20 protein-coding genes are annotated in these 23731 nt (G+C 50.6%); 6 read left to right on the top strand and 14 right to left on the bottom strand.

Annotated features, from left to right (window positions below):
- Positions 1–127: 127 nt before the first annotated feature.
- From SH449x_RS15045 to SH449x_RS15035, 3 genes are read left to right on the top strand one after another with little or no spacing between them, the layout of a single operon-like run.
- On the top strand, positions 128–583 hold the full coding sequence (locus SH449x_RS15045) for a hypothetical protein (protein ID WP_482376894.1): 456 nt from the start codon (positions 128–130) through the stop codon (positions 581–583).
- Between the two features lie 9 nt (positions 584–592).
- Positions 593–1177 carry an NUDIX domain-containing protein gene (locus tag SH449x_RS15040; RefSeq protein ID WP_482376893.1) on the top strand — a complete coding sequence of 195 codons (585 nt, stop codon included), beginning with the start codon at positions 593–595 and terminating at the stop codon, positions 1175–1177.
- Between the two features lie 45 nt (positions 1178–1222).
- Entirely contained in the window at positions 1223–1543 is a 321-nt protein-coding gene (locus SH449x_RS15035) for a helix-turn-helix domain-containing protein (protein WP_482376892.1), read from the top strand.
- Positions 1544–1575: 32 nt separating this feature from the next.
- Here SH449x_RS15035 and mutM read toward each other — a convergent pair whose 3' ends face one another.
- The 9 genes from mutM to SH449x_RS14990 all read right to left on the bottom strand — a co-directional run bounded on the left by mutM (position 1576) and on the right by SH449x_RS14990 (position 15169).
- On the bottom strand, positions 1576–2424 hold the full coding sequence (gene mutM / locus SH449x_RS15030) for a bifunctional DNA-formamidopyrimidine glycosylase/DNA-(apurinic or apyrimidinic site) lyase (RefSeq protein WP_482376891.1): 849 nt from the start codon (positions 2422–2424) through the stop codon (positions 1576–1578).
- A gap of 1 nt (position 2425) precedes the next feature.
- Positions 2426–2992 (bottom strand): orotate phosphoribosyltransferase, encoded by a 567-nt coding sequence (pyrE, locus tag SH449x_RS15025; RefSeq protein WP_482376890.1) that lies wholly within the window; start codon positions 2990–2992, stop codon positions 2426–2428.
- Between the two features lie 454 nt (positions 2993–3446).
- The gene (locus SH449x_RS15020) at positions 3447–4859 is read right to left on the bottom strand and encodes a purple acid phosphatase family protein (RefSeq protein ID WP_482376889.1); all 1413 of its coding nucleotides are present in this window, start codon (positions 4857–4859) and stop codon (positions 3447–3449) included.
- Between the two features lie 39 nt (positions 4860–4898).
- Entirely contained in the window at positions 4899–6179 is a 1281-nt protein-coding gene (locus SH449x_RS15015) for an outer membrane protein assembly factor BamB family protein (RefSeq protein WP_482376888.1), read from the bottom strand.
- A 32-nt stretch (positions 6180–6211) separates the two neighbouring features.
- Complete coding sequence (locus SH449x_RS15010) at positions 6212–8122, bottom strand: WD40 domain-containing protein (RefSeq protein ID WP_482376887.1); 1911 nt, start codon at positions 8120–8122, stop codon at positions 6212–6214.
- Positions 8123–8140: 18 nt separating this feature from the next.
- The gene (locus SH449x_RS15005) at positions 8141–10645 is read right to left on the bottom strand and encodes a DUF1549 and DUF1553 domain-containing protein (protein ID WP_482376886.1); all 2505 of its coding nucleotides are present in this window, start codon (positions 10643–10645) and stop codon (positions 8141–8143) included.
- Positions 10646–10650: 5 nt separating this feature from the next.
- Positions 10651–13071: a hypothetical protein gene (locus SH449x_RS15000; protein WP_482376885.1), complete on the bottom strand. Its 2421-nt coding sequence runs from the start codon at positions 13069–13071 to the stop codon at positions 10651–10653.
- A 9-nt stretch (positions 13072–13080) separates the two neighbouring features.
- On the bottom strand, positions 13081–14442 hold the full coding sequence (locus SH449x_RS14995; protein WP_482376884.1) for a DUF1501 domain-containing protein: 1362 nt from the start codon (positions 14440–14442) through the stop codon (positions 13081–13083).
- Entirely contained in the window at positions 14429–15169 is a 741-nt protein-coding gene (locus SH449x_RS14990) for a DNRLRE domain-containing protein (RefSeq protein ID WP_482376883.1), read from the bottom strand. Before SH449x_RS14990 ends, SH449x_RS14995 begins: the two co-directional genes overlap by 14 nt.
- A gap of 457 nt (positions 15170–15626) precedes the next feature.
- Between SH449x_RS14990 and serS the strand changes: the two genes are divergently transcribed.
- Entirely contained in the window at positions 15627–16916 is a 1290-nt protein-coding gene (gene serS / locus SH449x_RS14985) for a serine--tRNA ligase (protein ID WP_482376882.1), read from the top strand.
- A gap of 220 nt (positions 16917–17136) precedes the next feature.
- On the opposite strand, the gene SH449x_RS14980 is transcribed toward serS, so the two are convergent.
- From SH449x_RS14980 to SH449x_RS14965, 4 genes are all read right to left on the bottom strand, one after another.
- A complete protein-coding gene (locus SH449x_RS14980) occupies positions 17137–17298 on the bottom strand; it encodes a hypothetical protein (RefSeq protein ID WP_482376881.1) in 162 nt (53 codons plus the stop codon).
- A gap of 40 nt (positions 17299–17338) precedes the next feature.
- A complete protein-coding gene (locus tag SH449x_RS14975) occupies positions 17339–18109 on the bottom strand; it encodes a hypothetical protein (protein ID WP_482376880.1) in 771 nt (256 codons plus the stop codon).
- Positions 18110–18268: 159 nt separating this feature from the next.
- Positions 18269–19576, bottom strand: a complete 1308-nt coding sequence (locus tag SH449x_RS14970; protein ID WP_482376879.1) for a hemolysin family protein — start codon at positions 19574–19576, stop codon at positions 18269–18271.
- 83 nt (positions 19577–19659) lie between these two features.
- The gene (locus SH449x_RS14965; protein WP_482376878.1) at positions 19660–20493 is read right to left on the bottom strand and encodes a hypothetical protein; all 834 of its coding nucleotides are present in this window, start codon (positions 20491–20493) and stop codon (positions 19660–19662) included.
- A gap of 549 nt (positions 20494–21042) precedes the next feature.
- Between SH449x_RS14965 and SH449x_RS14960 the strand changes: the two genes are divergently transcribed.
- Both SH449x_RS14960 and SH449x_RS14955 read left to right on the top strand, forming a co-directional pair.
- Positions 21043–21939 (top strand): DUF1559 family PulG-like putative transporter, encoded by an 897-nt coding sequence (locus SH449x_RS14960; RefSeq protein ID WP_482376877.1) that lies wholly within the window; start codon positions 21043–21045, stop codon positions 21937–21939.
- Positions 21940–22232: 293 nt separating this feature from the next.
- On the top strand, positions 22233–22673 hold the full coding sequence (locus SH449x_RS14955; RefSeq protein ID WP_482376876.1) for a hypothetical protein: 441 nt from the start codon (positions 22233–22235) through the stop codon (positions 22671–22673).
- Between the two features lie 111 nt (positions 22674–22784).
- On the opposite strand, the gene ygfZ is transcribed toward SH449x_RS14955, so the two are convergent.
- Positions 22785–23699 (bottom strand): CAF17-like 4Fe-4S cluster assembly/insertion protein YgfZ, encoded by a 915-nt coding sequence (gene ygfZ / locus SH449x_RS14950; protein WP_482376875.1) that lies wholly within the window; start codon positions 23697–23699, stop codon positions 22785–22787.
- Positions 23700–23731: the final 32 nt, after the last annotated feature.

Below are 23731 nucleotides of genomic sequence, written 5' to 3'. Positions count from 1 at the left end.
GATTTCCTCCTGAAACGCCGGTAGCAGCGTATAAACCGCAACTTTTGGGGCACGCAGTTGCGTGCTGTGTAAAGCGACCTAGAGAGATAGATGTCTCTCTCTTTCTCTAATCCAAGGCGGTAAATCCATGCGCGACCACTCGACCTCACTAGCGAACATGCACTCTCCTTACGTCTACGCCTTGGGTTGGTCGCAGTTTACGGAACTCTTCAAAGCTTCGCGACACGCATCGGAGTCGAGAATTTTGGGAATCGAATCGGTCGGCGATGACTCAGAGTTTTCCGTTCAAGCGAACATTGAAGATTTGCTGCTGAGAAAAGCTATGACCAACCGACTGGGTATCGAATTGGACGACGACGAGCTGGGGGATATTGCGAGAGACGTAAATGCAAGGTCGGTCGATGTATGCATGGCATCACAATCTTGGAAAGAGCCATCCGATAAGAGTGACGCCATTAACGAACCGGATTATACTTTGGAACTCACGCTCCTAGAACAAGTCGGTGATCTCGCTCGAGATGTCGCGAGAGCCAAAGAAGCTGAGAAATCGCCGACCAGAGAGAATACTCCGACTACCCCTTAGAGGTCACCTTTGCATCCGAGTTCACGTGATGATTTTCCTCCCCATCATCCCTATGGACCTTGGATTATCAACGAGCGACAGGTCGTCTACGAAGATCCGTGGATGAAAGTACGATGCGATAAGGTCACGCGTCCTGATGGCAATCCCGGGACCTACTCCACGGTCCGGATCAAACCTGGCGTTTGCGTCATTGCAATCGACAACGACGATTACGTGTACCTCACCAAAGAATTTCATTACGCGGTAGGACGCGATACCATTGAGGGGGTCAGTGGCGGAGTTGAGGAATCCGAGACTCCTGAGTTTGCCGCCCAGCGAGAGTTGGCAGAGGAGATAGGTGTCATCGCAGGTAGGCTTCAGGAATTCGGCGTGGTGGATCCGCTGACCGCGGCCCTTTGGTCTCCTACAAAACTGTTCCTGGCCACGGAGCTTTCCTTTATCGACCCATCTCCAGAAGCAACTGAACAAATCGAGTGCTTCCGATTGCCTTTCTCCGACGCGGTTCGAATGGTCCTAGAAAACGAGATAACTCACGGTCCAACTTGCGTTGCGATCTTAAAGATTCAGTTGCTGCGAGACCATCACCGAAAGTAAACATTCCCGTATGGTATGAAGTTCCGGAACGACCGGGAGAATGAAATGGAACGCAAGAAATTTGAACGAATCAACCGTGATCGACATTTGACCAGTGCGGAGATTGAGAGTGATGAACTAGCTCGTAGCCAAGTAATCAAGGAATTTCCGTCTGTAAATTCTTCTGCACCCGTGGTTGGTGGTATCAGTGACGCTTTGCGTCGCGCGATCCAGTCGAGCCCAAAATCCATTTACCAGATTTGTAAAGAAGCCGGTATCTCGCAAATCGTAGTTTCTCGATTTCTATCCGGTGAACGCGATATCCGCTTGGCTACTGCCGATCGCTTGGCTAAAGCACTTGGGATCGAAGTCGCTAGACACACATAAACGCCGAACACCGTCCTTGCCAAAACAATTTTCTATTTTTGGCAACGTGGGCAGTAGAAGGTGCTTCGTTGAGCCTGGACGATTCTTGCAATCGTACCTTTCTTACAACGCTCACAGAGAATCCCCTCCCGGTCGTAGACAAGATGGTGGTTTTGGTAACTTCCCTCGCCGTTGATCGCATTTCTATAAGTCCCATCGCTCAGTGTGGAGCCTTCTTTCTCGATGGCTTCTAACAATATGCGTCGCGAGTGCTGAAAAATGGAACGCCACTGCACCCTAGTCAACTCGCTGCAACGCGCTTCTGGTGATACCTTGGCCGCAAACAATATCTCCGCCGCATACAGGTTCCCAATCCCTGCTACGATCTGCTGATCGAGCAACGCAACTTTTACAGGCTTTTTGGACTGTCGGAATCGCTCGACAAATACCTTTTGTTCAACTGTTAGTGCATCGGGACCCAACTTATCCGGCCCCAGATGTTGCATCTCTTCATCGGGAGTCCACAAGCAGACCGTACCCAATCCTCTCCGGTCCCAGTACAGAAACTGGCTTGGAGAATCGTTGTCGGCATTATCTCCTCGCAAATGAAAGACAACTCGAATATGGACATCCGTTGGCGGATCGCACAACATCGCAATCCCTGCCATCTTTGGTTGCATGGCAATCGAATCCCCAGAAGCCAGTCGCACCAGGACTCGCTTTGCAACGCGATCCACCGAAGTGACCTTCTGCCCCGTCACCCGTCGTGCAAGCTCTTCGCGTGAAGGGTATACGACTATGGGTCGATAGGGAATCTCAGGGTATTCGACTTGGTCGATGGAACTACCGATGATCGACAGCAACCCGCGACGCATGGTCTCCACCTCGGGGAGCTCTGGCATGTTACTTCTTCTCGAGGAAATCCTCGATCGTAAACAGAGTCTTGAGTGGAATCCCAGCCGCGTTGAAGTTCGCTTGCCCACCTTCGAGACGATCAATGATGCCCACAGCTCCAATGACTTCCAAGCCGAACTCACGAGCCGCTGTGGCAGCCTTTAGCGCGCTACCTCCGCTGGTAATGACATCCTCGACAATGACAACCTTCATCCCAGGCGTGACAGGCCCCTCGACCAGTTTGCCGGTTCCGTGCTGCTTGGGCTCTTTGCGGACCATAAAGCCTAGGAGTGGCAGATCTCGCAATCCAGCATGAACCACAATCGAAGCCGTAATGGGGTCAGCTCCGATCGCCAAACCACCGACTGCATCAGGCATACCTCCGAATACCCCGGATGCAATGACGTCGAGCATGCCTGCCGCAATGTGATTGGCCCCTTTAGGGTGGAGCGTGATGGTACGACAATCGAGATAATACGTTGCCTGTTTGCCACTGGCCAAGGTGAATTGTCCGAACTTTAGTGCATGTTGTAGAACGATTTCACGGAGGGCAGCTTTGTCGTATGCGATTGTCACGTTGATTCTTTGCGAAAGGGTGGTCCGGCAAACAGATAGTCTGGGTGAAGGCAGGATTGATTATCAACTTCCCACACCCACTAAAACGCTCAGTTTACGAGATACCATACCCTTCGGGCTACCCCTGCTCGCGAGCAAGTAAACCAGCCGCTCATTAGCTGGGAAAGCTCTTGAGCTGCACTCCGAGACTGTCTTGCCCAAACTTGCCCAAAACCGAGACCATCGCCAAGCAGTGGAAGAGTCTCCGACCCCGTCGGGACGTTCCTTGTTCCGTACGAACCAAATGTCGGTAGCACGGACGAACCATCCCCCCTCTTTTTGGCGGTGAAGCCGCTGATCGAGCCAAGCGGGATCAACGCAGAGCGAGGGGGAGATTCACAGGCGGAGTTCGTGGGCGGCGGGCTTGTTGATACCCTACCGGTTGGCTTGCGTCAAATCCGCTACTATTGGCTGATCACTTCGTGGAGCCTACGGTCGCGGCTTCCTTGATCGGCTCCGGACGAGTTCTGGTCTCTATCTCCGGATCAATCTCGGTCAATTCATTGATTTGACCGGGACGCTTCGTGAGCTGGAATGCATCGTAAAGCGAACCGAGGGCTGTCCTGGCTTCGAACTTCAATGTGTCGCCGTCAATCGTGATAACTTGATAAAGCTGCGTGTCCTCGGCAACCCTTCTCATGTGCTCACTCGGTTGTAAAGGGTACATCTTGGGACCACTAACCGACACGACATAAACAGTACCTGTGCCAGAATCGGCAACGTTACTTCCCGTCGCAGCGTTTACTTCATAGCCAATGACAGGAGTTTCCAAGCCGGTTCGGCCGTAGGTGTGATCATGACCGGTCAAGACTAAGTCCACTCGGTAAGCATCGAAAATAGGCTTCCACTTGGTTCGTAGCTCTGGGTTGTCACGATCCTTACCCGTGGAATAGACAGGGTGATGAAACGTACAAATAACCCACTTGGATTTGTTGGCTGCCAAAACCTTGTTGAGCCAGGCTGCTTGCTCATCGAGCTTTTCGTTGCTATTCAATCCAATGAATCGGGTATCTGCATATTCAAAGGTGTAACATGTCTCTTCCAAGCCGGGCAGCCCAGCATCGGGTAACGTAAACTGCGCTCTCCAGTGATGGGATAAGCGTCTGGTTTTATCATCGACCTTGGCCTGTTCATGATTGCCAGGAACGGGCACGCAATTCATTGTTGCATGCAGAAAGCTTCCCGCTTTGAACCAATCTCCCCACTCCGCATCTGACTCAGCAACATTGATCAAGTCACCGGCATGGATCATGAGTTTTGCATTGGGAGCATCGGTGTAGGCTCGGCGAATAACTCGCGACCATTGGCTGCGAACATCGTTCTGAGCATCTCCGAAGTAGACAAACGAAAAAGGTTCGGGTTTGCTCGGTGCGGTGACGAATTGAAACCACTCGCTCCAGTTGACACCATCGCCAACCCGGTAAGCATAAGTGGTCTGAGGTTCTAAGTCCGTAAACTCGACAGAGTGGTAGTGCGCTTCACTCAAGTTGGTCTTCAAATACTCCATCTTGGCTTTGACGGTTATCGCATTCTTCTCTTTAAGCGGTCCATGATCTTCTAACAAGATCTGACCAACGGCATCCTTGACGGCAGTGCTCGTTCTCCAAGTGACTGCCTGGGTTGTTCTAGGATCCGATTGCAACGTAAGCACGACACGATCGGGAATCAGGCTTGGTTTGTGGACTTCGGCGGGATCGGCGGCTAGCTCCTTCGATTTCTTCGCTTCGCCCTTCGCATCATCCTGTGCAAAGCTGACGGGAACGCTCAAAGCCGTAGAGACGACGCCTAGAGCGAATATTCGACTGAAGATAGGGATATGTTTTCTCATGTGATAAATGAAATCTGAGTTTGAGTAATCGGTAGGAAATCAGTTTGGAGTTGTTGATTCGGTCTCTTCTCGGATACACCAAAGGTGCTCCGCGCCACGGACGATCATCTTGCCAGAGGAAAAGGCAGGTAGGGTCTGGACTCGTTCGCCTAGGGAATTCTTAGCGAGCACCTCGAATTGGTCATTATTCTTGATGATCGTGCAGTTGCCTTCGTCGTCGAACATGTATACCCGGCCGGCAACCCCAATGGGTGAGCTATAAGTGCTCGATCCCAGCCTGTTGGCCTTTTTTGTTTTTCCCGTCAAGGGCTCTAAGCAATTATAGATTCCGTCATCATTGGTAACATGTAGAAAATCTCCATACAGCAACGGGGTTGGGACATACGGCATATTCTTTTTCAATGACCAACTCACTTGGGATTTGGTCAAGTCCCCCTCCAGCCATGTTGCCCCATCTGGGCCCGGCTTAGCAATTCGAAATGCGATTGCTCTCGGTTCCGGTGAACCACCAAAACTGAATACATGGTCCAAGCCGACCGAAACCGAGGATACGATCTTCCCAGTCGGTCCATCAACGTTCCAAACACGCGAGCCCGTTTTCGGATCAAGTCCTATCGTTTGATTGGCACCCGCGACAATGATTCGCTCCTCTCCTCCGCATTTTGTTACGTAAGGAGTCGAGAACGATCGCAAGTTGATATCTGGTTGGTAACGCCATTTGCTTTCGCCAGACTGCGTATCAAGTAGGACGATGAACGCTTCGCCATCTTGGTGTCCATTGACAATGAGACCTTCCCGGCAAAGTACTGGAGATGCAGCAAAACCATGCCTTGAAAAATAGCTTCCTACCGATTTCTTCCACAAAACCTGACCTTCCATATCACAGGCAACTACATTCATCTCCTTGTCATCAACGAACACCGTGTAGATCGCTTGTCCGTCGCTAGTGGGAGTTGCGGACGCGCTGGTGTTGTCGCGATGCTGTTGCTCAACAGGACCAGTATGAAGATCGGTCGACCAAAGAAGCGAGCCGTCCTCGAGCTTGATACAAATCAATCTTCGGACCAACGCCGATGGATCGAATGTGGTCAAAAAGATCTTGTCTTCCACAATGATGGGTGAAGAAGCGCCGATTCCTGCTACAGGAATCTTCCATTTAATATTTTTTGTTTCAGACCATGTAAGAGGCGCATTCTCCTCTAGGCTGATGCCATCCCCCCTAGTCCCTCGCCAGCCCCGCCAGTCCTCTGCTTGATTGGGTGTCGCCATTATCCCGATTGAAAGAGAGGCTGCTCCTAAAAGAAAATATCGTGCGAGCATTTTGCAGCTTCTTCGTGGTTCGATTCCGATTCTCATTTTTTCTCCTCGGCGATCTCTAGTTGCTTGAGTCGAGCTTCTTGAATAGCGATCAATTGCTTCAATCGAGCTGAAGATTCTTCGATCTGCGACAAGGATTCTAGCAATTGTGCCTTCGATTGCTCAATACTCTCCAGAGCTCGTTGGCTATCGGCCAAGTCGCTCGCGATACGACTCTTCCAGCTGCTTGGAAAAGAAGTCGTCGATTCCACCTCTTTGACACCGTAAGAATCTGATTTGGGAATGCTAACGCTCGACGTTTCCACAATTCGAACGGCATCCTCCTTCACGACTGATGCTAAACGATTAGGAGCCACGGGACGATAAAAAGTGAACTCTGGATTGACCGACCTAACTGGAATCGATAGAGCTATTTCATTATCAACGGTATTCTTATCGGCTTGAAACTCGACTGACGCGATCGACCCAGCGGCATCGCAAACTACGATTCGCTGGTCATCATTCTCTTCAAAGTATGCGGCAACAACGATTTCTTCCTTCATAGACTTCTCGGAAACCAATTCACCGTTAAGGGTCCATAACCGGAGCAGACCGTCTCGCCCATAGGTGGCAATGGTCCCCTTGTCTGCAACGGTTCGGTCCTCTGAAAGACTGAGCAAACCATGACTGCCTTTAGCATGAGCGGTCCAATTCTTAAGCTCGCTTTGGGAGTGTAGATCCCAACGTCGCACGAAACCGTCCCAACCAGTAGAAAACAACTCGTCGCCGTCGTGAGACCAAACAAGTCCCGTCACCGAGCCAACATGATTTCGGAGCGTTGTAAATACGCTACCCGTAGCTGTTTCCCATAAATAGATCGTGCCGAAACGATCGCCAGTAGCTAACAGCAGTCCGTCCGGACTCCAAGAAACCGAAGTGACCCAGTCAGTGTGCTTCTTTAGAGTATGCAATAGCAGTCCGCTCTCGGACGCGTAGATATTTATATCCTTGGTGGAATTACCGATTGCCAGGAACCGCCCATCCGGGGATTCGCTCATGCACAATGGTGTGTCGGACTCGTCGCCGATTGGATCGGACCATAGCATGGATTCTACGTCCCATCTAAAGATCTTGCCCCAATCGCCGGGGGTGCCACAGCCTACCAATAGTTGCTTCCCATCACGACTAAAAGAAAGGGTGGTGATTGCACTTGCAGCGACCGGTATGGCCTTGGTCGATAACTTGCCATCGATATCAATCCAGAGCAACTGATTTACCCCTGGAATGACTGCTATCGGCTTCGTGGGGTGAACGGCGACTGCTGAAATAGGGCTAAGCTGTGGAAAGGGAGTTGTATCTTCAAACGACCCCTCTTTCGACTCAGTACTCGAGTTGGATTCCGACAATAGTTGCGGTTCTCGTCGCATGGCGCTCATGTCCTCGTCGGATTCGGTGCTCGCGACCTCGGTTTTTGACGGAGTAGATTCCGTCTTTCCTAACTCTTTAGAAAGCCCCGTCGCAATCCACTTTTCGATCAATGCTAGTTCGCGTGCTGGGATCCTGGGTTTGTTCGGAGGCATCTTGGGATTCTCGAGGTGTGCAGTCACGAGGTAGAGCATGCTTTCTTCTGGCGCGCCAGGCACTACCACTTCTCCAGAGGTCGAACCAGCCTCAATTTTGTCGAGACCGGTTAGAGACAAGCCACCTCGAGACTGATTCTCATTGTGGCAGCTCTGGCAGTGCTTCTTAAGAATTGGCTGGACTTGGTTGTAGGTAACGATTTCGTCTTCGCTCTCGACAACAGCCTCAATCGAAGCGGTTACTGGCTCGAGTGAATAGGCTCCCTGCACAGAGGTAGAAGAAAACACAACACCGAAAATTCCCTTCAGCGCGGCAATGCCTGCCAATATAGTCAGCAAGGCCGTTAGTCCGTCCCCTCGTATTTGTCTCATAGATTGTGACATCATGATAAGGCTTCGATAATCCTAGTGATTGAAAATGAATTCGTTGGAGTTGAGTATCGCCCAGAACAGGTCTTCTAACCCTTCGGCTGGATCTTTGTAATCAGCCAGATTAGATTGAATCGATTTTATTTCTTCCTCGGTGCACTCGCGTGTTAAACAACGTCGATAAAGCGAGCGAGCAATATCAATAGGCTTTACTCCTTGATCTAGCATACTGCGGATGATATTACCTTCCTTGATTTTGCCTGTGGTTGAGTCACCATTTAGCAAATGCAGAGCTTGCGACAAAGTAGGGGAGGTTTTGACTTCGCATGTGCAAGGTGTACTACGATTGGATCGGCCGAAGGTATTGAGGAAGTAATTGGCGGCCAGTCCGTCAGCGACTTGAACTGCCCTCGCACCTGGTGGCAATCCTGGCAATCGTTCCGCCGCGTCGGTGGCTTGGCAAATAGAATCCAAAAGGACTTCAGCTCGTAACCTTCGGATTTTTTGGTGAGAAAACTCACGCTCATCGAGTCGATTAATCTCAGTCCGCTTCGTCTCAGTCTGATAGGTTCTCGAATTGCAAATCTCACGAATGAGTGCTTTGATATCGAAACTCTCTTCCGCAAGCCGGCTACCCAGATAGTCAAGCAACTCCGGGTTCGATGGTGGATTGCTGACACGGAAATCGTCTACCGGTTCGACAATACCAATCCCGAAGAAGTGAGACCAAACAACATTAGCAATGTTCTTAGCAAAGGCGGGGTTATCCTTCGAAGCCAGCCAGTTCGCCAGCACCTCGCGATAGTCTTTTCCGTCGACCTGAGGCGGTGCTCCATCTCCCAAGAACTGTGGCACGACTGTCCGGCCAGCAACAGGGTGTTCAATCATTCCTTCCTTCTTATCGAAGACGGTCAATTCTCGTGGGTCGATCGCTTGCTTATAGCCTACTTGGCTAAAGAAGGCAGTGAAACCGTAGTAGTCATCCATCGTCCATCGGTCGAACGGATGGTTATGACATTGCGCACATTGGATCCGAGTTCCTAGAAAGACCTGTGCGACGCTCTCGGCAATCAATTGCGGAGTCGTTTCAGTTTGGTAGTAGTTGGAAACGGGATTCTCAATCGTACCACCAGTTGCAGGAATGACGGTTTGGACAATCTGGTCAATCGTAGCACCTGCATGAACGAAGTCTCTGAGCCATTGATCATAGAGCTTGAGAGCTTTCGGACTGATACCATTAGCAGTCCGTATCTGCAACAACTCGGCCCAACGCATGACCCAAATGTCTTTGAACTCATCACGAGCAATCAACGCGTCGATCAATTTAGCTCGTTTATCCGCAGACCGATCAGCCATAAACGCAGTGTACTCCGCTTCCGTCGGCAACAGTCCGATCAAATCGAGGTAAACACGCCTCAGGAATTGCTCATCGCTTGCGAGTCCTGAGGGTTCGATGTGCAAGAAGCTCAGACGTTGGTTGACTAAGCGATCGATTTCATTCGAAGGATTCGGGAAGTTAGGAGAATAATCTTTACCAGGACGAATGACAAAATCGGTTCCTTGGGTGAATTTATCAAATCTAGCCATCACAAAGGCTGCCCCAGGTCCTTTAGCGGAAACCATTCCCCTCTCGTCGACCGCTGCAACCCCTTCGTTGTTGCTCATAAACACAGAGTGGGCTGTTACGTCGCGGCGAGAGCCGTCCGCAAACGTCGCCATAACCACTAGTTTCTGATCACCGAGCGGCTTAGCGAATACGGAACGCTTCGGATAGACCTCGATCTTCGTAGGCTCTATTGCTTCCGCGGAATCGGATTTCGCTCCCTCCCGAATCCATTGTCGAACCAACTCGAACGATTCGGACTCCTGCTCTATGCATTGCCCACCTGTATGAGAAACCTCACCCAGAGCTTTTAACAAAAGCAAGCTTTGTTCAGGAGAGACTAAATTGATACGTCTCCCGAACAACTCTCGCGTCAATCGAAAATGATCCCCCTCAGGATCGTAGCCATACAGACTTAGTCGAAATCCGTCTTTACCCGAAGCTGAACCGTGGCATTTTCCAGAATTGCAGCCCGCTTTTGTCAGGACTTGAAGCACCTCATTCCGAAACTCAATGGGTGGATTCTTCTTTGCATCTTGAACCTCAAAAGGAATCGCTAACGTTTGGTTCTCAAACGTGACGGTCAATTCCCCCTTACCATCCTCAGCAGGAAACAGAGTTTCCGATTCGTATTGCAGGAAACCGCTCGGCTCTATAGTCACCGCGACAAAAGCAGAAACATCGCGAGTGCTCCCGTCAGAGTAGACGGCCGTCGCGAGCAAACTCTGCCGCGAGCGCGCGCCATCGAGAACAATCGACTCCGGTTCGACCCGGAGCGATTCTAGCTTCGCTGTGTTCATACCAGCGGTGATGCGATTGCTCGTATCAGTCGGATTGGTTTCATTTGCGACTAAGTTCCGAGCAAACGGTATTCCGGCTACTAACCCCAGAACACCCACCAAGCTCAAGCATTGGATTTGGTTTCGAATGGTTGACATTTTGTTTACGGATTGTTGTTGAGGTTATTGGTAGCGGACTTGCGACGAAGAGCATCGAGTGGGCTGAGTGGATTTCCATTCTCATCCTTCATCGACTCTCCCAATTTGGAAATGACAAGCTTGGTTTCCCGAGCGAGGCAATAGGAAACCGGTGTTCCATTCAGTTCACCGCTCAAGCGACAATAAAGATCGGGAAATGTTCCTAAAGGCGCATCGTCAGCCATCGTCAATTCAAAGGTGACCGTTGACGTGTTACGATCGATCTCAACTGCCTCGGCCGTCACGCGATTTGGCAACCCTTCGAGCGTCGCAGTCAATTGATCTGGAAGACCTGAGCCCAAATTCATTTGACAACGAACTGTGACGGTTTGCGATTGTTCCGCCGAAATGGGATCAATTGTTCCGGTGCAAGGCGTCTCAATGATTCGAAGGAGTTCGATCGAACTGGCTACAGTACTGAAGTCTAGAGGTGAACGAGACCGTCTACGCGGTCGTCGCTCTTCACCGTCATCCGATGCGGCTCGCGCTGGTAAACTCGCCGTCGCCTCCACAACTAGCGGCCATTCCTGACGCTTTACCCCTTCGTAAGCTCGAATGGAGACGAGAGCTTCCGACTGATTCGCTGGAACAACGATCTTCTCAGCCGCTTCCACCCATTCGGGCAAGTATGACAGCTTCAATTCTATTGGCAAATCAAAATCGTCATCGCGATGTACCCTAACCTTTAGCTCTAGCGTTCCATCCGAAGCCAAAGGCACCACGATAGGTTCCAAATCGACACGGAATGGATTGGGATTGGTTGTAGCGACGACGATTCGGTTAACGGATGCACCGTGGAATAAGCGATCAGCGGATAGCGAAATCAAGTCGATGACTTGCTCAAAGTCCATCTCCGAGCCTGTCACAGTGTTGATAACGCCTGCCAGAGTATCAACCTCCGCCCCAGTCACGGCGGCCTCGATGACAACAGGAATCACAAACGAATCGGTTTGCTCCCTAGCCGACTGTACTGACAACGACGAAGGAAGATTGGTTAGTCCAATCGCCACTTTTTGATCAGTCGCCTCCTTGCGAACACCGAAGTAAGTCAAGACGCGATTACCACGTGGGACCTCGATGGTTTGTCTCGCTTGCGAGCGTTTATCTCGGCGGGGGAGGAACGCTGTAAGGGCAGTCTTTACAGGAGTAACTTCTAAACAATAGTGAGTGTTGAAGTCCGCGTTCTCACGCTTATCAAAGATGCTGACCGAGTACGATTTTCCTTCTTCTGCAACGAAATCGATCCGGGAATCGAGCCCATCGAAATCGTCTCCCGTTGCCACAAGCCAACCCTCCGAGTCCCGTAGCTCGATCACACTATCCAGCTTGGAACCGACTCGGGAAGCGAATACCTCGATGCGATGCATGCCACTCGACGGAGTCGTAAAAGTTATTTGGTCCTTCTGACCGGCCTCGCGAATTATCCCCTGAATAGAACATGGGACTGCGAGCGTAGCGGCTGTGTCGTTACCGTTTCTTTCCGAATAAACTAGAACTGTGCCATCGAATACACGAACGGGTACCAGTGATGGGCAGCTAACACCGTCATCGATCACCTCAACGAATTGGGTTCCTGGTTCCAAGCCTACGGAAGAGATCTCGTAGCTCGAATCAATCTCTTTATCTGCGTGCAACGCTGCAACAACCTGCTTCGAATTAGCAGAGATACCCAGTGGGAAAATGCCGTGGGGTCTGGGAAAAGTGCCGACATGCAATGCATAGGGGCTATCTGCATCCGCCCGTCCATCGACGCTCGTAACGTCAATGCGATAGCGTCCAGATTGTGGCACCCGGATCGACAGAATAGGATCCTGGCCCGTTAAGGGAGTGTCATCGCTCGCTGCGACTAAGACTCCCTCAGAGTTTCGCAACTCCACCTTGGTGTCAAGAAATCCGACCCCGAGTCTCATGGCATGGATCTCTGCTGAGAAAGTATCCCCCTCAACAAGGCTCAATTCATAACTATCGACAGCATCCCCCTCGAGCGTCCCAAAGACCGTCTGGTTGGAGGGAAGGGGTTTTCCGGTTGCTTCTTCTTCTCGCAGCACCGGAAAGGGACTGATGGTAACCAAGCGGATTTCACTGACACCATTGGGACCACTCAAGCGAATCGGATGGTTTCCGAGCCTGCAGTTTGGTTCAGCCTCGATCACGATCCGAATTTCTTCATCCTGCGAAGCCTCGATCGACTTGCAGGACAGACCTGGTTCGTAAAACACAACGTTCTTTATGTCACCAAGTCCCGAACCGATGGCAGTCACTTCGAAACTCGAGCCACGCGTACCGATGGGAGGTGTAATCTTTTCCAGCGACGGCTTGGAAGCCATCGCGATTCCTCCCATAGATCCCAAGCATATCGCTAAGCCATATCGCAAATAAGAATTCATGACGTTCACTTACGCTAAGAGACCTTGTACGACATTGCCGTTCATAACGATCTGCTGCGGCCGATCCCCAGGCGACATAAGCGACTGGCTAGCATCGATACCGAGCAAGTGATAAACGGTCGTAACGTAGTCTTCGACCGAGAGAGGCGAGTCTGCGGGTTCAGCAGCCAAACCATCTGATGCACCGTATATATGACCTCTTTTGACACCACCACCCGCCATGACGATCGAGAAGACGCGAGGCCAGTGATCGCGGCCTCCACCAGCGTTGATCTTGGGAGTACGGCCAAATTCGCTGGTGACCAACACCAGCGTCGAATCGAGGATGCCTCGGTCGTCTAAATCCTGGATCAAACCTGCAAAGGCACGGTCAAAGTCTGGCATCGCTACTTGGATACCATTGTAGTGAAACGCGTGTGTATCCCAGGCACCGTAGCTTACGGTAACAAATCTCGCTCCCGCCTCGACCAATCGTCGAGCGATGAGAAACTTGGGCCCAGCGCTAGGGCGAAGCACTGGTCCCCAGGGATTCATGCCATACAGTTCTTTGGTCGCATCGGACTCCTGTTTCAAGCTAAATGCATCACGAGCTTTGGGGGAAGCCAAGAGATCATAAGCTCGTTGGTAGAAGGAATCCATGGTCGCAAGCGAATCGTCCGATTCCATTTGCGCAAAGTGTTGATCCACCAACTGCTTCCAATTCTTTCGCTTTTCGAAGCGACTGGAATCTACACCTTTGGGAAGATTCAAATCGCGAACCGAGAAATTGGCACGTGCAGGATCAGCCCCCAGCGAGAACGGCCCAGCAGCATTGCTGAGATAACCGCTTCCTAGGAACTCACTCCCTTGGGTTGGAACGCAGATATAGGGAGGCATCGCTTCGCGAGGTCCTAGCTCTTGAGCTACAACGGAACCAACGCTTGGGTAAACCAAAGCGGGGCTCGGCCGATAACCGGTGAACATACTATGTTGCCCCCGGCTATGATCGACCTCGGTGTGAGACATGCTCCGCACGACTGTTAGCTTATCGGCAACCTTCGCAGTAGATTCCATATGGGAGCTAAAGTAGACGCCCGGCAGAGTGGTTTTGATCGGATCCAGAATACCGCGATACTCGGCAGGGGCATCAGGCTTTGGGTCAAAGCTATCCATGTGGGGGAAGCCACCGTTGAGATAGATGTGAATGACCGATTTCGCTTTGGGCTCGGGACCTTTGCGTTCTCCCGCCATCGCCTCTAGTTGAAGCATTTGACCGAGAGTCAAACCCGCCCCACCAAGCCATCCGGCATAGAGAAACGCTCGTCGATTGGGGGCGCCGCAAGCGTGAAACGGATTGGAGTTCGATCGAGATTGGTTACTATTTGGCAGCATGATTCCCTCCATCGGAAACTTTGGTAAGACGAGTAGGCGCGGTCGGAACGGTGTAGAGGATTTCAAGTTTTGGACGTTGGGAGATATCTTCAAACTCGCTGGTGTAAAAGTCCCATCCATTGCCACCGGTGTTGATAAAGACCCATCCATGATTGGGATGTCCAGCGGACCAGAATTGAATCGTGTCAGTCACGTCGAAGATAACCAGGGAGCTGTTAGCGGCGATCTTGCCAAAGGTAAGACTGTCTTTGGTACGAGCCGCTTCGCATCCATCTGCAGAGACCCCATCCACGAGGGAATTCCAGGTGGGCGTCTTCGAAAAGGGCACATTCATTCGATGCAGATGCACCGTGTTTCCTGGATCGAAAGCACTAACATATAGGCTCGCCTGAATGATCCTGGCTCCCTTGGGAATTTGCTTATCACCAGAACCAAAAATGTCATCGAATCGGATGAGAACTTGACTTTCGCCACCATCATTGTCCGAATCTGACGAAGCGTTGGGATTGTCCGCGAGAATAATGTTGGGCGCAAGTGCCCAAATTTCGGTGTCAACGGTGCCTTGGTATCCCTCGACGCCTTGCTGAAAGGATCGCGTTATTTCGACGTTTGTCGTCGCCCCTTTGGTTACGGTTTCCTCGGTCGGCAGATCAGCAGTGCAAGGCTCAGAAAGCACGCAATTTGGCATGCAAGCCAAGACCAAACCATAAATCCAAACACGCATCATTCGTGTTCCTCAGATCGAAAGGATTGAGAGATCCAACAGGGAAATCAGGAGTCGTTCGACCCTTGAACTTTGGCAGGCGTTTTAGCTCAAAAGTGTGTCGATATGATGAGGTACATGTTAAGATTCTGTGATGTAGCGATGAATCTTATTAATAGCACCTACGACAACTCTTCAGGTTTTTTCAGATCTACATTGCTAGACGATGTGGAAACTTCTTGGCTAAAGATCCGAGAACATGATCGATCGGGTTCGGCTTGAAGACGGATGGCTAGCGGTCAGTTGGATTACTAGTAAATCAGTCCTAGCGTGTACAAATGACTGTTTTTGCTCCTTTTGCCGTAAAATCAGTTGAGGCAGCACCAATTCGGCTTCGAGTTAATCTGGAACGATCTTAACAATTCGATACACTTCGGGTTTAGCGTGATCTCCCTATCCACCTTAACCAGACCCTGAATCGATGCTCGACCGAAAATTTGTCCTCGAAAATCTCGAAGCTGTCCGTCAAAACTGCATCAATCGCGGCATCCCTGCCGACAGCCTGGACCGATTCATGGAGGCCGAAACCAAGCGTCGTGCCTGCCTGGCAGAAGCCGAGGAGTTTAATCGGCAAGCCAACGATCTGAACAGCAAAATGAAGGGGGCTACCCCCGAAGAACGGGAAAAACTCAAAGAGCTGGGAAAAACGCTCCGGGAACAAAAGGAATCGGCTCAGAAATCCCACGACGAGCTAGATAAGGTCGTACTGGATATCCTCGCCCACATCCCTAACATGACCAACCCCGCCGCCCCGATCGGCAACGACGATCAGGCGAACTTGGAGATCGCTCGAGGCAAGACGCCGATTCCCAAGTTTGATTTCAAACCGCTCGATCACTTGGAGCTGGGCCGAAAACACCACATGATCGACTTCGAAGCTGGTGCGCGTGTCGCCGGTGCCGGCTTTTACTTCCTGAAGAATGACGCGGTATTGCTGGAACTCGCACTGCAACAATTCGCAGTTCAGTTGCTGGTCAAAAACGGCTTCATCCCTGTTTCCACCCCCGACGTGGCTAACACTCATACACTCCACGGGATCGGTTTCATCCCCCGAGGACCCGAGACTCAAATCTACAGCATCGAGAATACCGACTTAAATCTAGTCGCTACGGCGGAGATCACGTTGGGGGGTATGTACTCGGGGCTGGTGATTGATGCCGAAGAGCTGCCTCTCAAACTGGTGGGAATCAGCCATTGTTTCCGCACCGAGGCCGGGGCGGCCGGACGAGCATCGAAGGGGCTGTACCGAGTCCATCAATTTACCAAGATCGAGATGTTCGCCTTTACCCAGCCCGATCAGAGTGATGCCATCCACGAAGAGCTTAGGCAGCTCGAATGCGACATATTTGATGCCATGGAAATCCCCTATCGAGTCGTCGATACAGCGACCGGAGATTTAGGTGGCCCTGCATACCGGAAATACGACCTAGAGGCCTGGATGCCTGGCCGAGGAACCGACGGAGAATGGGGCGAAGTCACCAGTACGTCGAACTGCACCGACTACCAAGCTCGCAGGCTCAATATCCGTTACAAGAACAAAAACGAGAAGGGGACCCATTTTGTTCATACCCTGAACGGAACCGCCATTGCCATCAGTCGAGCCATTATAGCCATCATGGAGAATCATCAGCAAGCCGACGGAACGATCCGAGTCCCAACGGCTCTGCAGCCATGGATTGGGAAAGACGTCTTAGGTACGAGCGGGTCGTAGAAAACCTTCCTATCCTTTTCACCCGTCCAAAATACTGAAGCACCTTTTGTAGTGGACGAGGCAACGAGGCCATTTGCCCTGGAGACCGCCTGCTCGCATGAGTTACTGAGATTCGTCATATTGGTGCCATGCGATCGGGCCTCGTTGCCTCGGCCACTACAAAAAAGCACTTCTGGCAGCAGCAAAAGTTGTTGCTGGCCGCGAGGGAGCTACCGACGAACTAAAAGAAGCCGCCAACTGCAAAGCCTGTCACGACGTATTCAAAGGCAAATACTTTGCGAACTACTCGCTGCACCGGAGCTGGCTTGTTATGAAAACCTACGACAGACATACGATGAGCCGCTCCTAGTGCAGAATCTACGAGCGTCGTGCCGCTTATCATTCGCAGTAGATAAGCAGCACGCCCGCCAGCCAAATCAAAGCTATTTGGCGTTTCGTCTAGCTTGGTTGCGACGCCCCTGAGCCGAGATGTGCCCTTGAACTCGCGTCGTGCCCCCGCGCACCACTGCACTCGCTTTCGCACTAGTTTTAGCTGCTAAGTTCCTCGGGGACTTCGTAGCCGGACGCTTGGTCGACTTGGGACTAGCTTGTTCCGCCACTGGCTTCACGGCGTTAGTATCCGCTTTGATCATCCTTGCCTTACGTCTGGCAACTAGAGCTTGCTTCTTAGCATCGGCCTTCTTAACGGCTTTTGGCTTTTGTTTAGTCGGGGTTGCTTTACCTTCAGCGGCGACGTTTTTGGTTGCTGTTTTCTTGGTAGAGGTCTTCTTTGGACCCGTTGCATTCAATTTGTCCATCTTGGCGTTTAGGCCCGATCGAACCGTTGCTCGGTCAGCACGATGATCTACCTTGGGAGCAACTTTCTTCGTTGCTCGTGGAGTTGCCTTTTCGGACTGGCCGCCGAGTTTGGCAAGCCTCGACTCGAATCGGCCTAGGGCTTCGTTGAACAAAGTGGATTTTTCGGCGCTACGGGCATTCGCCTCGCCGATTTCTTGGGGGGACATCGCTTTGGTGGTGCGTTCTTGGGCATGAGATTTATCTCTCCACTTATCCCGAAGAGTACGAACTCGTCGAATCGCGGCCTTGAGCTCCTTTTCATCCAGAGCTCCGATGTTTCTAGTGCTGCTACTGCGGACCAATTCGAGTTCCGACTTGGTGCAAATCTCTTTTGCTCTCGCGAGGCTGATCGTCATGGTTATGTCTTCCTGATTCCGGGCGTTGTAATAGAGTTTTCGCGGATCGTTTAATATAAAGGTTACGTGAATCTTCGATCCAATGCAATCGCTATACCCAAGTGCACTCACCTTATGGATATACAAAGTTCGGATAAAGGCATATCTCAAGAGCGACGATCACACTTCTGAAGACCTAACGGACAACTGGGCTTCTTGAACCATAACGTTTCGGGTCTTTCGGACTACGATGTCATATTTTTCTGACCGTACGAGTTCGCCACCATGAGGTGGTCTGCCCAGAAATTCTACTACCCAGTCATTCAGTGTATACAGAGGCTTATCACCAATCGGCTCGAGCTCAATTCCCGCGATATCACGCAATTGATTTAGCGATACAAAACCGCCTGCGATCCAACCATTCCTTACTCTGTTCAAGTGTGATGGTATTCGATCGAATTCATCATGAATCTCTCCCACTAACTCCTCAATGATGTCCTCGAGTGTCACCATTCCAAGCACCACACCAGATCGATCCTTTACTAGTGCGATATGATTTCGATCTCGAATCAATCGCTCTAAGCAATCCGATACTGGCGTATTCGATTCAAACGAATCAATAGAGCGAATCAGTTTACTGAGGGAATTGGTAGGAGAGGAAAATCGCATATTGGACACGATATCTTTGAAATTGACGTAGCCAACGATCTTCTGAGCATTACCAACCTCCTCAGTTACAGGGTACCGAGTGTGCATTTGAAGATGCGCTGTGAGTAATGCGTCTGATAGGCTTTGATCAGCAACCAACATATCGATGTGCGCAGTTGGCAGCGCAATCTTCTCCACCGGTGTGGTTGATAGTCTTGACGCACTTACGATGATGCCTTGCTCTCGCTGACCGATGAGTCGCGATATACGGGCGAAAGATGCTGCGCTATGTAGCTCCTCCATGGCAGACTTATCGGATTGGTCATCTTCGCTTCCAAATGCCAATCTCATGATCCATGTAACGGTACTCTCTAAAATCCAAACCGCAGGTTTGACACTTAAGGCGAACCACTCCATAAGGGGCGAAAGAATCAAGCAGACCCACTCTTTGTTTCGGAGTGCAAATACCTTGGGTACCAATTCCCCCAAGACAATCGTGACGATCGTTAGAGGAAGCACGACAATCAGGATAGCAATCCACTGCGCGAAACTCTCAGGAACTCCCCACCCGATAAGCATAGGCTCAAAAGACTCTTCGGCGCCAGCTCCACCAGTTGCAGCCGCGATGACCCCTACCAGCGTTATGCCAAGCTGCACGACAGCCAAACTGCCTTCGATATTTTCTTTCATGCGGACCGCGGCATCCGCTCCACGTTTTTTTCCCGCCCGAAGTGCATGTAGGCGTCCAATACCAATGGACGCAAGTGAGATTTCGTAGGCGGCAAAGACGCTATTAAAGCCAATCATCACAATCATGACGGCTATTTCCAATGTATACATTCAGACCGTTCTCCCAAGGAATAGTTCCATGAAGCCTATTCCAAAGGAAAATACTTTGCAATTCCCACGCGAAAGAATACCACTCAGAAGCTGTAGATCAAGCGGAACGCAAATTCTGGTACTGTCTCTTTCCTTTTAAGTAAATATCCTGCTCCGAATTGTAGCATGATGTGATCTCGTAACTCGTGGTGAATTTGAGGAATCAATCGATACTCGGACGTTCCAGCCAAATCAACAGCACTGTTGGTTTCAACACCCAGAGTAGTGTAATCACCTACGTGTTTAAACAACGACAGATTGAACAACCGCTCTGTTCGTTCACTGCGATCATCCCCGCCTATCACCGTTCGAATACCAATCATGCTGAGCATCGACCAAGTATCATCGAATTGGACTCCCGCAAGATACAGTAGTGCCGTTTCCCACTTTTGATCTCCCTTTCTGTATTCAACGATGCTTTGGGCACCATGGATAAAAGAGTCATTGAACGCCTTCCCAAAGGTCACCTGCCCCGCCATTTTGTAGGTTTGGAGCGTCCATTCGTCAAAAGGCAATTCGAACTCGACGGCAATCCCGTCGGCTATAGCAAACTCCACCTCGGGAGCCCATTCTGCGACACCAGTCCGACGATTCAGCGGAATAATAGCTAAGGTATTTACCTCTGCCTCTCCTCGCTTGGCGCCGAGTGGTCTGACCAAATCAAATACCATCGGCTCGGGAATGCGGGGCGAATCGTCTCCGTCGTATAACTCCTCCGCACCGAACTGCTCAGGCCAGTTCGTGGGAAACCTCGTTGCTCTGCCGAAAGGCAGATCGCTGAACGGGAACCAACGATCCTGTCCATACGACTCGGTAGCCTTCGTTGCCAAAAAAAGGCATATCGAGGTTATCAAGACTCTCGCATCCATGCGAATCATACAGTTACTATGTTGTTAACGACTAAAAACGAAACGGTCACCTCTGGTGTACTCTGCCTCTAATTCACGCGACTCACTGAAAAGTCAGCGATCTACTAGACTCCTCGATCCCGTACCTATCAGATTCTTTCTCCCTACACCAGATGGAATTGTGAAAAAACGAACAAGCCCAATGGTACCAACTAACTGACTGACTGCGATCTCAGGCGATCGGCAGGTGGATTTCGACCCCAAGGTGCTGGAACGGCCTGCTTACAGAAGAAATACATGCCGATTGAGTTCGGGCCAATTGATACTATCGAGAATGTGCCGGAATTCTAACCGCTACCGAACCTCTGTTCGATTATCGACAAAGTTTCGTTGGTACTGAATTTCTCTCGATTTGCCCAAGCAACGGCGAAATCTCCGGGCTAAATCCCAATCTCTTTTTTCTTGACCCTTACCAGCGCTTCCCATATACTTCGGACGTCGGCTCTAAAGTTCGTGCTCACCCCTCTCTCAGCAGCACAAAACTCACTCGCTCCAATTCTTCAGATTCTCGGTGGAAAGATGCATGTCCGAAATGTACGAGGGACTGTTCACGGCAGAAGAGCTTTTACTCTGCTGGAGCTTATAGTATCCATTGCTGTTATCATTATACTGCTTTCGCTGCTCTTAATGGGCTTGTCTCAGGTGCGTGAATCGTTTCGTAGGCTCGCGTGCAGTGATCGTTTGCGACAAATTGGAATCGGGCTTCAAAACTACAATCAGGCACATCGCAGCTTTCCGAAATTGGTGTTGACCAATTCAAGCGGTCCTCTCGTAGCTATTTTGCCTTTCGTCGAAAAAAATGATGTGTACTCTACTATCGATTTTGGTTTGCAATTTATTGAGGATAATAACCATTTGATGCATTTGAAGATTGATTTGTACCGTTGTCCCGCCACAGAGGCACAGGAAAGGGCACGTACGGATTATGTTTTCAACAGAGGCACGACACTCGGCCCGAAGAGAAACGGGCCTTGGATGGATGAAGAAATCAATAGGTTGAGTCAGTATCCGAAATCGTCGAGTTGGTCGAGAGGTTCGTCCAATACGGCGATCATGTCGGAAACGTGTCCCCTTACCGAAACTCGCCGGGCTGGGACCATTTGGGAGTTGCCTCGCCAGATGCGTCTCGGAGAAGACAGACGAGGAATCGTCGATCATTGCATCGAACTTACAACGTTCACGCCGTCCCATCTCGACAACGGATATTCCTGGGTAGGGTTAGGAGTTGCGAGTTACTATCATATATTAAGGCCGAACGAACGTTCTTGCAGCCATGATGATCGCCTGCAAACGTCTCTCTTTACACCCGTCAGTATGCATTCAGGTGGTGTAAATATCCTTTTCGCAGACGGGCATGTCATGTTTGAATCAAACTCGGTTGAGCTCGACGTTTGGAAAGGCATCGGTACTCGATGAAGTTGTTTTGTGGTTTGTTTTCTATACTTTGAAATTTGTCATGAGGGTGACTACGTTTTGCGGATAAGAAATGGTACAGCTGTCATAATGAGTAGCGTGGGAGGGCATGGGACACCTACACACTGGTCAAATACGATTCCTGAACCGCAGGGTGGCTGGCCGATTCCTCAAAATAACCCACACATACTAGGAACCATTGAGCTAAAAGTTGATGGAGTAATAGTGGCTACTACACTAGTAAAACTGATTCACTAGCCCGTGGTCAATTGAGTAATTCATTTCTGGAGAGTACAGTGCCTCATTCGAAATTCGCTTCAATCTTATTGCCAAGCTTGATGGTTTTTTGTTTGACCGTTCTCCAGACTGGATGCAAGAGAGAGAAGCCCGCGACACCTCAAGACATTCCCGATTTAGGAAAAGTCATTCTGAACGGAATTGGTTTTGAATCAGGGGAGATCGTTTCCCTCAAGCGTGGCGTCGAGCTAAAATTCTCCATTTTAATAACTCGGCAAGACTCACGGTTCAAGGAAAAGTTAGGCATAGGAGTAGTCCACTTCGAGCGAAATGGTGTCATCGTTCAGAGCACGACATTCTCGGACTCCAAGGCTGGTAAAGACGGAAAGTACATGAAATTTTCAGTAAAGCTCCCAGAGGATTTGCCAACAGGCGATGTGAACATTCGATTGCGCAGCTCGGGTGAGTTTTTGGGCCAGGTTCGAGCAATAGTCGAATAGGAATCACTTCTTATTCGCGCGTCTAGTTCAAGAAGTTCAATTGGCTCCTTGGTTCTAGAAGTAGGCTACCGAACCGGAATTCTTTCGGTGATTTTCATTGGCCGCTCGCGCTTACCCCTCCACCTCAGCGGGAATTCGATCAGATCCGAGTTGCAACTTAGAACCGGGTGTGAAATGGCTTCTCTTGACCATGGCAATTCCAACAACCTTACCACGTTCATCCTTTGCAACTGACTTCAACTGCCCGATCTCCAGCTCTGCATTGTCCAATGCAAGCAATCTACTATCGTCGAGACTTGGTACTTGGTCCGCAAAAAGCCGCACTCTAACAAGCTTCTTCTGAACCTGCCCCAGTGCGTCCAGTCGAGCGATCGTCTCTTGGCCTAGGTAGCATCCTTTATTGAAGGAAATAGCTTGATCGTTTCTGTCCACCTCCTGCGGCAAATTCTTGTCGTCAAAGTCGCGACCATACCATGGCCAGAATTGAGCGATGCGAAGGGCTTCCCACGCGGCGCGCTCCGACAAATTGCTATCGACTAGCGAGTCTTTGCATTGGGCTGCCAGGCTTGCTTCGATCGTGTTCGGAACAAATAGAAGAATGGAATCCTCGGCAATCCAAGGTGCCCAACAAGCCACGACGGCCTGTTCCTCTCGCTGGTACTCAACCGACTGATTCTTGGCTGGAGGAACACCCAACACCGACGGGAAATCTGATGGGCCGGTCGCCAGCCATACGACATACGACTCACTCAGATCCTTGACGGCAGCATCCTCCATAATGATGAACCGATCCATGTGCGAGAATAGTCGCGTCCCTTGATCAGGTACCGTCACGAACCAGAGACTGTCTGACAAGCCAATTGCCATGCCATGCCCTAGGCTCCGGCCTTTAGTCTCCGTGATGAAAGTCTCAAAGGATTGACCTGTTCCGAAACTTCTCAAGTCTTGTGTCGCTACATTATTGAGAACTTTGCAACGGTCTTTGCCGCGAATCTCTAAAATGGTCGCTGTACCCAATCTATACATACTTTACCTCGCTTGTCCCGACAACCCGCCGC

Source organism: Brakhagea baltica, from assembly GCF_052161605.1.
In the GTDB taxonomy this organism is placed as follows: domain Bacteria; phylum Planctomycetota; class Planctomycetia; order Pirellulales; family Pirellulaceae; genus JBKCUI01.
The sequence above is the reverse complement of the archived record's forward strand: the minus strand, read 5'-3'. Positions and strand labels throughout refer to the sequence as shown.

Bases quoted from the DNA above. Each gene is read 5' to 3' on its own strand.
- SH449x_RS14975 (WP_482376880.1), bottom strand. From the start codon at position 18,109: ATGACGATCAGCCTCGCGAGAGCAAAAGAGATTTGCACCAAGTCGGAA.
- SH449x_RS15010 (WP_482376887.1), bottom strand. From the start codon at position 8,122: ATGATGTCACAATCTATGAGACAAATACGAGGGGACGGACTAACGGCC.
- serS (WP_482376882.1), top strand. From the start codon at position 15,627: ATGCTCGACCGAAAATTTGTCCTCGAAAATCTCGAAGCTGTCCGTCAA.
- SH449x_RS14995 (WP_482376884.1), bottom strand. From the start codon at position 14,442: ATGCTGCCAAATAGTAACCAATCTCGATCGAACTCCAATCCGTTTCAC.
- SH449x_RS15000 (WP_482376885.1), bottom strand. From the start codon at position 13,071: ATGAATTCTTATTTGCGATATGGCTTAGCGATATGCTTGGGATCTATG.
- SH449x_RS14965 (WP_482376878.1), bottom strand. From the start codon at position 20,493: ATGATTCGCATGGATGCGAGAGTCTTGATAACCTCGATATGCCTTTTT.
- SH449x_RS14960 (WP_482376877.1), top strand. From the start codon at position 21,043: ATGCATGTCCGAAATGTACGAGGGACTGTTCACGGCAGAAGAGCTTTT.
- mutM (WP_482376891.1), bottom strand. From the start codon at position 2,424: ATGCCAGAGCTCCCCGAGGTGGAGACCATGCGTCGCGGGTTGCTGTCG.
- SH449x_RS14980 (WP_482376881.1), bottom strand. From the start codon at position 17,298: ATGATAAGCGGCACGACGCTCGTAGATTCTGCACTAGGAGCGGCTCAT.
- SH449x_RS15020 (WP_482376889.1), bottom strand. From the start codon at position 4,859: ATGAGAAAACATATCCCTATCTTCAGTCGAATATTCGCTCTAGGCGTC.
- SH449x_RS15015 (WP_482376888.1), bottom strand. From the start codon at position 6,179: ATGCTCGCACGATATTTTCTTTTAGGAGCAGCCTCTCTTTCAATCGGG.
- ygfZ (WP_482376875.1), bottom strand. From the start codon at position 23,699: ATGTATAGATTGGGTACAGCGACCATTTTAGAGATTCGCGGCAAAGAC.
- SH449x_RS14970 (WP_482376879.1), bottom strand. From the start codon at position 19,576: ATGTATACATTGGAAATAGCCGTCATGATTGTGATGATTGGCTTTAAT.
- SH449x_RS15035 (WP_482376892.1), top strand. From the start codon at position 1,223: ATGGAACGCAAGAAATTTGAACGAATCAACCGTGATCGACATTTGACC.
- SH449x_RS15005 (WP_482376886.1), bottom strand. From the start codon at position 10,645: ATGTCAACCATTCGAAACCAAATCCAATGCTTGAGCTTGGTGGGTGTT.
- SH449x_RS15045 (WP_482376894.1), top strand. From the start codon at position 128: ATGCGCGACCACTCGACCTCACTAGCGAACATGCACTCTCCTTACGTC.
- SH449x_RS14990 (WP_482376883.1), bottom strand. From the start codon at position 15,169: ATGATGCGTGTTTGGATTTATGGTTTGGTCTTGGCTTGCATGCCAAAT.